Origin of the sequence: Hymenobacter sp. NBH84 (genome assembly GCF_014217645.1) — a bacterium.
In the GTDB taxonomy this organism is placed as follows: Bacteria; Bacteroidota; Bacteroidia; order Cytophagales; family Hymenobacteraceae; genus Hymenobacter; species Hymenobacter profundi.
In genome coordinates, this window is record NZ_CP043644.1 from 185,241 (window position 1) to 198,940 (window position 13,700).

General features: G+C 55.7%; 12 protein-coding genes. 5 read left to right on the forward strand and 7 right to left on the reverse strand.

The window, feature by feature from the left end; all coding sequences use genetic code 11:
• Positions 1–3: 3 nt before the first annotated feature.
• Positions 4–1,290: a family 1 glycosylhydrolase gene (locus F1C16_RS22770; RefSeq protein WP_219733370.1), complete on the reverse strand. Its 1,287-nt coding sequence runs from the start codon at positions 1,288–1,290 to the stop codon at positions 4–6.
• Positions 1,291–1,720: 430 nt separating this feature from the next.
• Here F1C16_RS22770 and F1C16_RS00790 point away from each other — a divergent pair, with 430 nt between their 5' ends.
• Together F1C16_RS00790 and F1C16_RS00795 are read left to right on the forward strand one after the other, a co-directional pair.
• Entirely contained in the window at positions 1,721–2,284 is a 564-nt protein-coding gene (locus tag F1C16_RS00790; RefSeq protein WP_185282500.1) for a hypothetical protein, read from the forward strand.
• Between the two features lie 3 nt (positions 2,285–2,287).
• Positions 2,288–2,854: a hypothetical protein gene (locus F1C16_RS00795; RefSeq protein WP_185282501.1), complete on the forward strand. Its 567-nt coding sequence runs from the start codon at positions 2,288–2,290 to the stop codon at positions 2,852–2,854.
• A gap of 668 nt (positions 2,855–3,522) precedes the next feature.
• On the opposite strand, the gene clpB is transcribed toward F1C16_RS00795, so the two are convergent.
• The 5 genes from clpB to F1C16_RS00820 form a co-directional block, all read right to left on the reverse strand.
• Positions 3,523–6,135 carry an ATP-dependent chaperone ClpB gene (gene clpB / locus F1C16_RS00800; protein ID WP_185282502.1) on the reverse strand — a complete coding sequence of 871 codons (2,613 nt, stop codon included), beginning with the start codon at positions 6,133–6,135 and terminating at the stop codon, positions 3,523–3,525.
• 158 nt (positions 6,136–6,293) lie between these two features.
• Entirely contained in the window at positions 6,294–6,683 is a 390-nt protein-coding gene (locus F1C16_RS00805) for a hypothetical protein (RefSeq protein WP_185282503.1), read from the reverse strand.
• A gap of 155 nt (positions 6,684–6,838) precedes the next feature.
• Positions 6,839–7,006, reverse strand: a complete 168-nt coding sequence (locus F1C16_RS00810; RefSeq protein ID WP_185282504.1) for a hypothetical protein — start codon at positions 7,004–7,006, stop codon at positions 6,839–6,841.
• 165 nt (positions 7,007–7,171) lie between these two features.
• Positions 7,172–7,672: a hypothetical protein gene (locus tag F1C16_RS00815; RefSeq protein WP_185282505.1), complete on the reverse strand. Its 501-nt coding sequence runs from the start codon at positions 7,670–7,672 to the stop codon at positions 7,172–7,174.
• A gap of 103 nt (positions 7,673–7,775) precedes the next feature.
• Positions 7,776–8,300, reverse strand: coding sequence for a hypothetical protein (locus F1C16_RS00820; RefSeq protein ID WP_219733373.1), 525 nt, complete (start codon positions 8,298–8,300; stop codon positions 7,776–7,778).
• 460 nt (positions 8,301–8,760) lie between these two features.
• Here F1C16_RS00820 and F1C16_RS00825 point away from each other — a divergent pair, with 460 nt between their 5' ends.
• Positions 8,761–9,600: an ion channel gene (locus F1C16_RS00825; protein WP_185282506.1), complete on the forward strand. Its 840-nt coding sequence runs from the start codon at positions 8,761–8,763 to the stop codon at positions 9,598–9,600.
• A gap of 227 nt (positions 9,601–9,827) precedes the next feature.
• A complete protein-coding gene (locus F1C16_RS00830) occupies positions 9,828–10,349 on the forward strand; it encodes a hypothetical protein (protein WP_185282507.1) in 522 nt (173 codons plus the stop codon).
• Positions 10,350–10,417: 68 nt separating this feature from the next.
• Here the strand turns inward: F1C16_RS00830 and F1C16_RS00835 are convergent, their stop codons facing one another.
• Positions 10,418–12,550, reverse strand: a complete 2,133-nt coding sequence (locus F1C16_RS00835; RefSeq protein WP_185282508.1) for a prolyl oligopeptidase family protein — start codon at positions 12,548–12,550, stop codon at positions 10,418–10,420.
• A 171-nt stretch (positions 12,551–12,721) separates the two neighbouring features.
• On the opposite strand from F1C16_RS00835, the gene F1C16_RS00840 reads away from it, so the two are divergent.
• Positions 12,722–13,447, forward strand: coding sequence for a DUF72 domain-containing protein (locus tag F1C16_RS00840; protein WP_185282509.1), 726 nt, complete (start codon positions 12,722–12,724; stop codon positions 13,445–13,447).
• The last annotated feature ends 253 nt before the right edge of the window (positions 13,448–13,700 follow it).

Genomic DNA, 13,700 nt, shown 5'->3' on the forward strand with positions numbered 1-13,700 from the left:
AGTTCAGGAAGCAGAATAGAAGCGGCTGGGGCGCTGCCACCATCCTGGCCCTTGCAAGACGGGGTGATGGTGGTGGCCGTGCCGGATGAGGTTGCGTATCATCTTGAAAAGAGCCGTAGGTCGGGGCTCCCCTCTGCGCACGTCAAACACGCCGCTTTCGTACGAAACCCCATCGTGGGTGAGCAGATTGTCCCAGTCGAAAGCGCCCAGCAGCGACCATACCGTGAGGCCGCGTATATCCACGCCGGTGCGACGCAGGCGGTTAGCGGCTTCCCAGGCTTGCTGAAGCCAGCGCATCTGCTCCTCGCGGGTACAACCCAGGTGCGATTCAGTGATGGCCAGTGGGAGGTGGTAGCGCGTCCAGGCCTGGCGCAATAGCTCTTCCAGGCCCAGCATCTCGGCATCGGGTACGCGCACCGCTTCCACATCTACGTACTCTGGTCGGCTACCGGTAGCCGGCACGGCGCCGTGCCCCGGATACTGCGCCACCCGCTCGTCCAAAAACCGCTCACTGGTAGCGTAGTAGTTGATGCCCAGTAGATCAGGCGGCAGTGGCGAGTCCTGAAAAACAGCCAGCTCCGCTTCGCTCAGGCCGTGGCCAAGCAGGTACGACCACAGCGGGTGCGTTGACGTGACGGTGCCGCTGAGCAAATCAAAGCTTAGCCAGCGGCGGTGGTTTTCAAACTCAGCCTGCGCAGCCAAAGCGGGGGTGTGGTGCGTTTGGCCCAGGTCCTCGGTCTGCACAAGCTGCGCCGCCGGGTTCACCCGTCGAATGGCCTGCATGGCCAGCTTCGTGGCCAGTACCTGATGGTAGAGCAGCCGCACAAATACGTTGTCGTGGGTGCCGTGTGGGTACCAAATCCCGTAGAGGCCACTAAAGCGGGCAGTCGTCAGGGGCTCGTTGACGGGTGTATAGTAACGCACCCAGGGGTAGCGTTCGGCCACTAGGCCGGCATAGCGAGCCAAACCCGTAGCAAAACTTGGCTGATCGAGGGCGGTATAGCGCGGCCCACTGCCGTGATGAACCAGGCCCACAATGGGCTCTATCTCCAACTGTTGCAGCCGTGCGAGGCGCTCGTCGGGCCAGCGCCAATCGAGTTGATCTAGGCTGGTAGGAGCCACATGCTCCCACAAAACCGGGTAGCGCAAGGTGCGCAAACCGAGCTCTGCAAACCGGTCAAGATCTGAAATCCGGTCACGGTGGCCACTACGCGTGAGCTGATCGGAATATGCGTCGCCTACTCGCCGGCAGGTGCATTCCACGCCGCCCCAGATGTCTATATTTTCCATATAGTCAGGTTATCGTTGGCAGTCGGCCGTGCGCCGTTAGCATCATCTGGTCTGCTTCTGCGGTGTGCTAGTGGCGTTTCAGAATGGGCTAACGGGCTGAAACGGTTGGGCACGCGGAGAGCAAAAACACAGGGTAGGACTTCTTCCATTCCTCTGTTTTACTCCCCGTATCGGCCGGAGGTTGCTACGGCCGGGCTTGCTGTAAAGCAAAGAGCTCATTGATTATGGCGCTACAGTTAAGCTTCTTCCCGAAAGTAGGGGGAAGGTCCAAACGACACAGGCAAAGGACGCAGGGACCCGCTGATTAGGCTATTCCTGGACTTTTAAGTGGAAAAAGTAGCCTCCTGCCTCTAAAATGGCCTGACTGCGTTTTTTCTGCGCTAAAGTTGTAGTAGGTTGCTTGGCTTTATTTTCTACCAAACTCTACCTCATGAAGTTACAGCTACCCTTTATTGCCTTTTGGCTATTGAGCGCTAGTGCGTCTTACGCCCAAACGGAAGCCCTACCCCCAATCGAAAAGCCAACTGCGCCAGCCTCCGAGGAGTTGCCTCTATCCAATCGGCCTCTCAACAACGCAATTCCGGCTACCGAGGACCCGATGGCTGCCGCCGAAGATACTGTGCACGCCCTCACTACCCTGTATTCGCGCCGGCGGGTAGGTGGCATTAGCTGGATTGCCGGGAGCACGCTGGGCGGTGTTCGAGTGCTGACGGCCGCTAGTCAGAAAAAAACAGTTTCGGGCTCCTACGGTACAGCGGTAGTAGACGAGGGCGCAAGCGCAGGCGGCATAGCTGCTGGCCTGGGCGTGATGCTGCTATTTGATGCCTATGGCGCCAGTAAGCTTGCTCGCTTTAGCGCTGCGAAGCAGGCGGCTCTTATTGCAGATGTGCGTGCCGGCAAGCCGCTACCCGCTAATGTGCGTCACCGCCTCAAGCCACGGTTTTTCAAGCAGGTTGTGGTACCATATAAAGCCGTTAAGTATAAGCCTGTCTAGCATATGCGATTGATTCTCACGTTGGGGCTGGCAGTGCTTCTTGCCGGTACTTTGCAGGCCCAGTCGATAACGCCTGCGGCTCCGCTGCCTCGCCACCAGCCTCCTGCCGACTCGGGAGCAGTGCTGCTATTCAATGGTTGGTACCTGCCGCGCTACCAGCCAGCCGGTGCCGAAGCCGACACAACGGGTGCTCTCCTTTCTATGTTTCGGCGGCAGCGGCGGGGTGGGTTTGTGTACACTATTCCCTTTATCGTGGGCATGTCCTTGTCGCTACCCATCTCCACTACCGACAGCTATGGCCAGCAGGTAACGGCCGAGAAAGCCATTGCGCCACCGCTGGGCGTGCCTATTCTGGCTGGTACGATAGTGGGCTTTATCCTGCATGCAAATGCGTATAACAAGAAGCATTTGCTAACGGTAGACCAAGCGTATGCCGCTGGGCAGCCAATACCCAGCAAATATCGTCGGCGTTTGAAGCCGGTGCATTTCCAGGAGGCAGCCCAAATGCGACTGTTACTCCGCGAACAGATGGAGTACGAACAGCGCCACCCGCAGGCCCAGGCGCGGTAATCTGAAAAATAGTTATTTCCATTAGACCTATTATAACATTAGGTTTTCTGTATAATGGATTGAAAATAAAAATGTTATAGTAGCAGAGAGTAGACTTTAGCTTGTCAAGCAGGCAGTTGCAAACAGGCAATACGTTGCTTTCCTTCACGGCATATTGTGCTATTCAAGCCGCCATATGCTACGCTATAGTATTCTGTTCCTGTTATTGCTGACTTTTCACCTACCTGCCGTCAGTCAGCAAAGACTTCCTGTAGACACTACGGCCGCTGTTCCTACCGATTCAGTCGTAGCTGTTCACAGATTATTTGAACTCCGACGGGAAGGGTCTGGGCTACTCGGTATAGGGGCTGGTGCCACAATGTTTGCTGGCGGTGTCGTATTCGGTATTGCTTATGGTGCATCGGGGTTTGCAGCTGGTGTAATCGTAACGGGTTTATATGTGGGTGTACCCCTCGCTATTGGTATTGCAAAACGGGTTCGTTTCAGTCATCGGAAAGAGGCGGCACTACTGGCCGCCTATCAGCGTGGACAGCCATTACCCAAGAAAATTAGGCGACGACTACGAGAGAAGCATTTTCAATCGAAAGAACCGTTTGTTGATCCGAGTATACACTAAAAAGCCCCGCTGGTACAACGCCAGCGGGGCTTTTTATTTAGACTGCAACGGCCTACTCTACCGTCGGCAACTCCACATTCATGAAGCGGATGTGCCCGTCTTCCAGCACGGCTTCTACCACCGAATCTTTCGATACCTGGCCGCCGAGGATTTCCTTCGACAGCTCGTTCAGGATCTGGCGCTGCAACACGCGCTTGAGTGGGCGGGCACCGAACTGCGGGTCGAAGCCCGATTCGCCCAGGTAATCGAGCACCTCGTCGGTGGCTTCCAGGCGGATGCCGGCTTCCTCTAGGCGCTGCTGAATCTGCTTGAACTGGATATCCACAATCTTGCGGATTTCCTTGCGCTTCAGCGGCTCGAACATGATGATTTCATCAATCCGGTTCAGGAACTCGGGGCGCATATGTTGCTTCAGGCGGTCGACTACTTCCTCACGGGTGCGGTCGAGCACTTCCTCAGCGTTGTACTCATTCAGGTCCTTGAAATTGCGCTGAATGATGTCGGCGCCCGTGTTCGAGGTCATGATGATGATGGTGTTCTTGAAGTTCGCCACCCGGCCTTTGTTGTCGGTGAGGCGACCATCGTCGAGCACTTGCAGCAAGATGTTGAACACATCGGGGTGGGCCTTCTCAATCTCGTCGAGCAACACCACCGAGTAGGGTTTGCGACGCACGGCCTCGGTCAGTTGACCGCCTTCGTCGTAGCCCACGTAGCCGGGAGGTGCCCCAATCAGGCGCGATACCGCGTGGCGCTCCTGAAACTCGCTCATGTCGATGCGCACCATGGCGTTTTCGTCGTTGAACAAGTACTCAGCCAAGGCCTTCGCCAGCTCGGTTTTCCCTACCCCCGTGGTTCCCAGGAAGATGAACGAGCCAATGGGGCGGCGTGGGTCCTGCAAACCAGCCCGCGAGCGGCGCACCGCATCCGAAATAGCCGCAATGGCCTCGGCTTGACCCGCCACGCGGCGGCCCAGCTCTTCTTCCAGGTGCAGGAGTTTCTCCCGGTCGCTGGCCAGCATCTTGCTCACCGGAATGCCGGTCCACTTGGCCACTACCTCGGCAATGTCCTCGCTGGTTACCACCTCTTGCAGCATCGAGCCACCGTCTTTGTTGGCGTTGGCTTGCTCCTGCAAGGTTTTCAGCGAGGCCTCAGCCTCTTGGATTTTGCCATAGCGCAACTCCGCCACGCGGCCGTAGTCGCCCTGGCGCTCGGCCTGTTCGGCCTCTACCTTGAAGCGCTCGATGTTCTCCTTCTGCGTCTGGATGTCCGTGAGCACCGATTTCTCCGATTCCCAACGGGCTTTCAACGAGTCACGCTGCTCGCCGAGGTCGGCCAGCTCTTTGTTGAGCACAGCTTCGCGGTCGTGGTTTTCTTCGCGTCGGATGGCCTCGCGCTCGATTTCCAGCTGCATCATGCGGCGCTGCACCTCGTCTAGCTCCACCGGCATCGAGTTCAGCTCAATGCGCAGCTTGGCGGCGGCCTCGTCCATCAGGTCGATGGCTTTGTCGGGTAGGAAACGGTCGGTGATATAGCGGTTCGACAACTCCACGGCCGCAATTACGGCATCGTCGGTGATGCGTACGCCGTGGTGCAGCTCGTATTTCTCCTTGATACCGCGCATGATGCTGATGGCGTCGGGCACCGTAGGCTCATCCACCGTCACGGCCTGAAAGCGCCGCTCCAACGCCTTGTCCTTCTCGATGTACTTCTGGTACTCGGCGAGGGTAGTAGCCCCAATAGCATGCAATTCGCCGCGGGCCAGCGCAGGCTTCAACAGGTTAGCGGCGTCCATAGCGGAGTCGCCACCCGCGCCAGCGCCAATCAAGGTGTGCATCTCGTCGATGAACAGCACAATCTGGCCTTCCGAGTCGGTCACTTCCTTGATAACGGCTTTCAGGCGTTCCTCAAACTCGCCCTTGTACTTGGCGCCCGCAATGAGCAGGCCCATATCGAGCGACATGATGGTTTTGTCCTGAAGGTTTTCGGGCACGTCGCCAGCCACGATGCGTTGAGCCAGACCCTCCACAATGGCGGTCTTGCCAACGCCCGGCTCACCGAGCAGCACCGGGTTGTTCTTGGTACGGCGCGACAAAATCTGCAACACCCGCCGAATCTCCTCGTCGCGGCCAATCACGGGGTCCATGTTGCCGGTGCGCACCCGCTCGTTCAGGTTGATGGCGTAGCGGTTCAGGCTCTGGTATTGGTCCTCGGCCGACTGGCTATTCACCGTGCGGCCTCCGCGGAGTTCTTTAATCGCTGCCTTCAGATTTTTCTCCGTGAAGCCCGCGTCTTTCAGCAAGGTAGCCGTGCTGTCTTTGCCGCCCAGGATACCCAGCAGCATATGTTCAATCGACACGTACTCATCGCCGAATTCTTTCAAAAAGCCCGTAGCCCGCTGCAATGCTGCGTTGGCATCGTTGGAGAGGTAGGGCGAGCCGCCGCTTACCTTGGGGTAGCCACTCACGATGGCGTCCAGGCGTTGCGTCAGCAAGTTTTGATTGGCTCCCAGCTTCTTGGTCAGGAAGCCTACCACGTTTTCATCCGATTGCAGAATTCCCCGCAGCAAATGCCCCGTCTCGATGGCCTGCTGCTGGTTGGCGCCCGCAAGCTCGGTGGCCTTTTGCACGGCCTCCTGCGCCTTGATGGTATAGTTATTAAAGTTCATTTGTCGCTAAGTCTTAAGTAGATGACCTCCGGGTAGGAAGTTCTACGAAGGATATAGCAAACGAGGTGCTAGGGGATTTTAGCTGACGTTTTGGCCGAAAATTTGAATTTTGGGAAGAATAGACAAGACAAAATTTCAGTTTTGAATGGCTTTCCCGATCAGTTTGGCTTGGGCGACTCCAACGCCTGCGGTACGATATACAACTCCCGGAACATCTGCTCCACCTTTTCCTTCAGGTCCGGCTCTGGGTTGGCGCGGCATTCCAGAAAGTAGGCGCTGATGGCGGGTAGGGGGTGGTGCAGGAAATGAACCGGCTCGATAAACGTAATAACCGACTGAAAATACACCCGAAACCTCTTCGTAAGTGATATGCTCTCACCCATCAGTGCTTCCCCAATGAAGCCAGCTGAGGCTAATGGATCACGACGGCAGATGTCAGCAAATACCCGCAGACAAGTGCTAAGAATGCGAAAAGCGTCACCGTCATTCACTAGTAGTTTAAAACGGTTGGGTGAGTTCTTGAGCGCCAGCGGATAAAATTTTAGCACGTATACATGGTACTCGTATTGTTCTGCTTCAAACACATATCGTCGATTTTTTCCGGGTTCGAAACGTGTAGTAGTGCGTACAAACCAAAGGGCCGCCCTGCTGGGTCGGCCCTTTACGATACGTAAATGGGTAGCCTTCACCCGGCTGCCGGGGTTCAGAGGAGGTAGGCATAGGCATTACGGCGCAACTTTAGTAACTCTTGCTCCGAAAGTGTGTCAAACTTAAACTGCTTAGCATACTCGCGGGCCTGCTCCAACCGCTCTTCTTTGGTCAGTTTGGGGGTAGTAGCTGCACTTGATTTTTCTTTGTCGGCAGTGCCCATGTTTCTAGTTGTTAAGTGATAATGGGTTCACTTTTACTACTGTAAAAATACTGGAAAAGGTTCAGCAAGTGCCCCGTCTTAATGATTTGCGGCTGATTGACGCTGGCAATTTTGGGAGACTTTGCATAGCCTTCTACGCCTTGATAGTCAGTTGTTAAGCAACCACTAGTATTTTGGACTGATACCGATGGCACCAGCCCGTCGAAACAACCACCCCGACACCACCCAAATACCAGCAAATACAGTATTGAGCACAATCACCCACAAAACGCCCAACGTAAGCTCTGGCCGCCAGATGGATAGTGCCACAAACGGAACGGCGAACTGCGTAAGTGCCGCGGCAAACATAGCCTTGGCCATACCCATTGGCTGGAGCTGCGCCACAACGGCCCCAACGAAGCCAACAGCCAGCACGCCGATATACAGCAGGTTGGCGGGGTTGTCCTCACTTCCGATAAATCCCACGGCCAGGTTGCCCCACACGAGTAGGAACGTTGCCGCCACCGCTACCCCGGTGGCCAGCCTGTAAGCGCCGTTGCGGGCCGTGCTAGCGACCAATAGATACAAGAGACCAGTGCCCAGCAACAGGAGGCCAGCAATAATAAAGTTGGCTAAAGTCCAGACTATTCCGGTGGTAAACTGAGCTACCACGAAGGGGACAAGCAAGAGACACAGGGCAACCAGTGTCAGAGGCAAAGCACGTTTGCTGAGGGCCATGATGGTAGGGTGTTGAAAGGTTGGGGTAGAAAGTAGCGTACCGCACTGTAGGCTAAGCCAACTGCCGGTTGGTAGCAGCGCCTATAGTGCTGGCGCGGCGAAACAGCACGCCCGAAACGGCCCAGATAGCGGCAAAAGCGCCATTGGCTACCAACACATTCAGCAGCCGTACGTGCGGTTCGGCTGCCTCTCCCGACGGTGTCCAGACGAACAGCGCTATGGCTGTGACCACCACATAGGTAATGGCCGCCGCAAACATGGCGTTGGACATGCCCAGGGGGCGGAAGCGCGCCACAAAAGCCCCAAGTAAGGCCACGGCCAGCACGCCGCCGTAGAGTAGGTTGGCGGGGTTGTCTTCGCTCCCGACAAGCCCCACCGCCAGGTTGGCCCACACCAGCAGCAGCCCCGCTGCCACTGCCACACCAACCGCTACCCGATACGTGGTCGTGTTGCCCATCCTGGCAATCAAAACAAACGTGAGGCCGGCGCCAAAGAGCAGGACACCCGCAGCAACGAAATCAAATCCATCCCAGGCCATATCGGCAACGAACAGCTTTGCCGTCAGTGGGATAAGCAAACAGAAGTCCCGTAACCAGCGCAACGCGCGCAATGCTTTTGAAGAGTGTCATAAGGGTAGGAAATTATATGTGAAATGAGTGAGGAAATACGCCTGAGAAGACTAGCTGACAGAGGGTAATGGGTTGGTATCCGGTGCAGATTGCTTTACCTTATGTGATAAAAAAGCGGGTACTGGATGTCACGCGTCGGCACGGCTTTTCACTGCTAGAGACGAGCGTAAAGGAGCCGCATGCGCAAGCGTCATGCAAAGGATGTAAAAGAACTTTGTATTTCAAAGTATCGGTAAAAGTTTTGTGTTACACCAGTTAAGAATGTCATCCTCAGGAAGAAGTATAGTACGTCGGAACTCCTATACGCACAAGTGTAAGAGCACAGTGAAAGCGCTATTGGCACAACGCTTCCATAAACTCCCCCTAGCCCATAGCGTATGGACTACCCTCATCTCCATCTGCTATACTATGCCTACTCCCGCCGAAAAAGAGCAACTGCAACAAGAGCGTCACGAACTGCTGGAACGGATAACCGACTGGCTGGAAACGCCGATGCTGGTGCTGGGCTTTGTGTGGCTGGTGCTGCTGGGCGTGGAGCTGATTTGGGGCCTGACGCCCGCCTTGCAGGTGCTAAGCAACGGCATCTGGGTAGCGTTTATTCTGGACTTCGCGCTCAAGTTTTTCCTGGCGCCCCAGAAGCTACCGTTCCTGAAAAACAACGTCATCACGCTGATTTCCCTGGCGGCGCCGGCGCTGCGGCTGTTTCGGTTGGCGCGGGTGTTCCGGGCAGCGCGGGCGGTGCGCGGGCTACGGCTGGTGAAGGTAGTCGGCTCCCTGAACCGGGGAATGCGGGCCCTGTCGAGCAGCTTTGGGCGGCGCGGGGTAGGGTACGTGCTGGGTCTCACGGGGGTAGTGCTGCTGCTGGGCGCGGCCGGTATGTATGCCTTTGAAAACCAGGAGCCCGGCGGCCTCACCACTTACCCCGAGGCGCTGTGGTGGACGGCCATGGTGCTCATCAGCCTGGGTAGCGACTATTGGCCCCGCACGCCCGAAGGCCGAGCGCTCTGCTTTCTACTGGCGCTGTACGGTTTCACGGTATTCGGCTACTTCACGGCTACCCTGGCCACGTTCTTCATCGGCCGCGATGCGGATGATGGCGACGCCGAAGTAGCGGGTGCCGCGCAAATAGCGGCGTTGCACGAGGAGTTGCGGCAGCTGCGGCAGGAACTGCGTAGTGGGCAGTTTGCGCCGCCCGCAGTGCAGCAAGGGGTAGGGGAGGTAGGACGCGCAGGTAGCGAATCTGCGTAGCCTGCCGGTGCTGCTCGGCCGGATTTCTACTCCGGCTGTGATGAGGTAGGGGGGGAGTTCCCTTTACCGACTACTACAAGCTAAATAAATCAGCAAATAGGGTTAACCAAAGATAATACATGCAGGAATCAATTTTATAAGAGATATATTAGAAATATTCAATTTTATGGCAATGTATTAGCTCATATAAGCGCTTAAATTTTTCATTTTATACAATTTACTTTTTCATGACTAAACTTTACGCGTACACGGTTGGATTATGTGCGGCCTTGCTAATGGCTGGCTGCACTAAAGAAGAGTCTGATCAGGCAGCACCCAAATCTAAACTCACAGCAAAAGAGTCGATGTTGACAGCTAAAAATTGGCGTATTACAACCATAGCATCAACGACAGTTATAACTGCGGATGGAATAGCACCTATAACAACGAGTTTTGATAGCTATGCACTACTCACGAGCTGCCAAAAGGACAACTTCGCAAAATATACTATTGATAAAACCATAGTTGTTGATGAAGGAGCTACGAAGTGCTCTGCCACAGATCCTCAGACACAGACATATACATGGTCGTTGAATGCTGATGAAACAGAATTGACTGTTTCAGGAAAGCTGAATGGCGCTGATCACACAGAAAAAGCAGAATTACTTCAACTAACATCCACGACGATGCAAGTTCGGACAACCACTGTTGTAAGACGGCTTGATGTAACTTCTACAACAAAATCAACTACGACTTACATTGCTTTCTAACATCACTGAAAAAGCAAAAGCGGCCGCCCTACCACGGTAGGACGGCCGCTTTTGCTTTTTGTAACTACTTACTGCGCACCCTTGTACGGCACGCCCATGTTGTAGAACATAAACGCCCACTTGTCCGTCTGCTCACTGATAACCTGGGCCGTGGAGCGGCCAGCGCCGTGGCCGGCTTTCGTCTCGATGCGGATGAGCACTGGGGCCGAGCCTTTCTGCATTTCCTGCAACCGCGAGGCAAACTTGAACGAGTGCGCGGGCACTACCCGGTCGTCGTGGTCGGCGGTGGTAACCATGGTGGCGGGGTAGGCGGCCGGCTTCAGGGCGTGATAGGGCGAGTATTTGTAGAGGTACTCAAACATTTCCTTCGAGTCTTCGGCCGTGCCGTAGTCGTAGGCCCAGCCGGCGCCGGCCGTGAACTTGTTGTAGCGCAGCATGTCCAGCACGCCTACCGCCGGGAAAGCCACTTTGCACAAGTCGGGACGCTGCGTCATCACAGCCCCAATCAGCAAACCGCCGTTCGAGCCGCCCGAAATGGCGAGGTAGTCCTTCGACGTATACTTATTCTGCACCAGGTACTCGGCGGCGGCAATGAAGTCGTCGAACACGTTTTGCTTGTTGAGCTTGGTGCCGGCTAAGTGCCAGGTTTCGCCATACTCGCCGCCGCCGCGCAGGTTGGGCACGGCGTAGATGCCGCCGTTTTCGAGCAGCAGAATATTGGAGGTGCTAAAGGCCGGCGTCAAACTCACCCCAAATCCCCCATAAGCGTAGAGCAGGGTAGGGTTCTTGCCGTTCATCACTGTGCCTTTTTTGTAGGTGATGATCATCGGAACCTTCGTGCCATCCTTGGAAGGGTAGAACACCTGCTTCGACTCGTACTTGGTAGGGTCGAACTGCACGTTGGGCTTCTTATACAGCGTCGATTTGCCCGTGGCAATGTCGTACTTGAAGATGGTAGGCGGGTAGATGTAAGACGTGAACGTGTAGTACGTTTCCTTTTCGTCGCGCTTGCCGCCAAAGCCGCCTGCCGAACCCACCGAGGGTAGGTCGATGGCGCGTTCTTTCTTGCCATTCAGGTCGTATTGCTCAATCAGCGAAGTAGCATCCTTGAGGTAGTGCGCGAAGATTTTGCCGCCCACAGTGGAAATGTCCAGCACGTTCTTCGTCTCCGCAATCAGGTCTTTCCAGTTATCGGAAGTAGGCTTAGTCACGTCCGTTGTCACCAGCCGGAAGTTGGGCGCGTTCAGGTTGGTGTGGATGTAGAGCTTGCTGCCCACATTCTCCACAATGCTGTTCTGGTTTTTCTCGTCGGCCACCACAGGCACGATGGTGCTGCCCGGCTTGCTCAGGTCCTGCACGTACAGTTCGTTGCCGGTGGTAGTGTTGGCGGCCGTAATCACCAAGAACCGCTCATCCTCGGTGAGGTAGGCACCGATGTAGCGGCGCGGCGTTTTGTCGCCGCCGAAAATCAGCTTGTCTTGGCTCTGGGGCGTGCCCAGCTTGTGGTAGTAGAGCTTGTGGTACTGCGTGAGGCCGGCCAACTGGCTGCCTTCCTTAGGCTTGTCGTAGCTGCTGTAGTAGAACCCGTCGTTGCCCTTCCAGGCTAGGCCCGAAAATTTCACATCCTTCAGCGTATCGCCTACAATACCTTTGTCGGCGGTTTTTAGCACTATCACCTTGCGCCAGTCGGAGCCGCCCTCCGAAATCTGGTAGGCGGCCAGGCTGCCGTCTTTGCTGAAGTTGAGGCCCGCCAGCGAGGTAGTGCCGTCTTTCGAAAACTTATTTGGGTCCAAGAACACCTCGGGCGCGCCATTGCCTATCTGCCGGTAAAGCACCGACTGGCTTTGCAGACCCGTGTTTTTGGAGAAGTACGTGTACTTGCCTTCCTTGAAAGGGGCGCCGTATTTCTCGTAGTTCCACAGCGTTTCGAGGCGTTTGTTGATGGCCTCGCGGTAGGGAATCTGGCTCAGGAAATTCTGCGTCACCTTGTTTTCGGCCTGCACCCAGGCTTTGGTATCGGCGGCCTGGTCGTCTTCGAGCCAGCGGTAGGGGTCGGCCACATTGGTGCCGAAGTAGGTCGTTTCGGTATCGACCTTTTTGGTCTGAGGGTAGGGTAGCGTTTTAATGGCAGTCTGACTGTATTGGGCGTACGCGGATGAGCTAAGCAAGAGCGCAGCCAGTGAGGTAGTAAGGTGTTTCATAGGGTAGCAGCTAGGAGAAAGAACAGGCAAGGAAAAGCTCCGAAAGCGAAGAATACACGCGACAGACAAAACGGATGGTCAGCGGCACGGCGCATCAAGATAATGATCCGGCGGCTTTCATCGGCTGCCCGCTGGCTTGCGTATGCGGCAATAGACACTTCTCTCTTGCGTATGCGCACCTGGCACGTTGGCTGTTCCGGCTACCACTATCGACACTGGAAAGGTGTATTCTACCCCGACAAGTTCCCGCAGCGGCGCTGGTTCGATTTTTACAGCCAGCACTTCCGCACGCTGGAATTGAACGTGACATTTTACCGCTTTCCGCAGCTGTCGTTCATGGAAAGTTGGTATCAGCAGAGTCCAACCGACTTCCGGTTTTCGGTGAAAGCGCCCCGGTTGATTACGCACTACAAACAGTTTCACGACACCGCGCAGCTACTCGCCGACTTCTACGGCACGGCCCAGGAAGGACTACAGGAAAAGCTAGGCCCCGTGCTATTTCAGTTGCCGCCGCGCCTTAGCTATTCTGAAGAACGCCTGGAGCGCATCATCAGCAGCCTCGATCCAGCATTTCAGAATGTAGTAGAGTTTCGGCATCCCAGTTGGTGGTTGGGGCACGTGTACCAGGCGCTTGCCCGGCACAACATCGCCTTTGTGGGCCAAAGCCACCCCGCTCTACCCGACGAAGTGGTGACGAACACCGGGCTCGTGTACTACCGTCTGCATGGTGTGCCGGAGCTGTATAAATCGCCCTACTCCGAGGAATTTTTGAGGCGGGTGATAACTGAAATCCAGGCAGCGCCGCACATGCGCGAGGTCTACCTCTACTTCAACAACGACATCGACGCGTCGGCCATCGGCAATGCCCGACAGATGCAGCAGCTTGTGGGGGAGTGAAACGGGTTAGCTGCACTTCCACACCAGCCACGCCACCACCGCTACCAGTAGCATCGAGCCTAGCCGCAGCGCCAGGAACACCCAGGCTGGTAGTTCGGGGTCCTTCGGTATTTTGAACATGGTGGGGAAGGTGTAAAGTCGTTGTCATCTGAGCTTGCGAAGGACCTTCTCAAATTGAAACGATCTATTGAATGACGAGCATGGTAACGACTCGTTCCGACGTGAGAAGGTCCTTCGCTGCACTCAGGATGAC

Excerpts from the sequence above, each read along its gene's own strand:
- F1C16_RS00830 (WP_185282507.1), top strand. The coding sequence starts at position 9,828 with ATGACTAAACTTTACGCGTACACGGTTGGATTATGTGCGGCCTTGCTA.
- F1C16_RS00795 (WP_185282501.1), top strand. The coding sequence starts at position 2,288 with ATGCGATTGATTCTCACGTTGGGGCTGGCAGTGCTTCTTGCCGGTACT.
- F1C16_RS00840 (WP_185282509.1), top strand. The coding sequence starts at position 12,722 with ATGCGCACCTGGCACGTTGGCTGTTCCGGCTACCACTATCGACACTGG.
- F1C16_RS00825 (WP_185282506.1), top strand. The coding sequence starts at position 8,761 with ATGCCTACTCCCGCCGAAAAAGAGCAACTGCAACAAGAGCGTCACGAA.
- F1C16_RS00790 (WP_185282500.1), top strand. The coding sequence starts at position 1,721 with ATGAAGTTACAGCTACCCTTTATTGCCTTTTGGCTATTGAGCGCTAGT.
- F1C16_RS00810 (WP_185282504.1), bottom strand. The coding sequence starts at position 7,006 with ATGGGCACTGCCGACAAAGAAAAATCAAGTGCAGCTACTACCCCCAAA.
- clpB (WP_185282502.1), bottom strand. The coding sequence starts at position 6,135 with ATGAACTTTAATAACTATACCATCAAGGCGCAGGAGGCCGTGCAAAAG.
- F1C16_RS22770 (WP_219733370.1), bottom strand. The coding sequence starts at position 1,290 with ATGGAAAATATAGACATCTGGGGCGGCGTGGAATGCACCTGCCGGCGA.
- F1C16_RS00835 (WP_185282508.1), bottom strand. The coding sequence starts at position 12,550 with ATGAAACACCTTACTACCTCACTGGCTGCGCTCTTGCTTAGCTCATCC.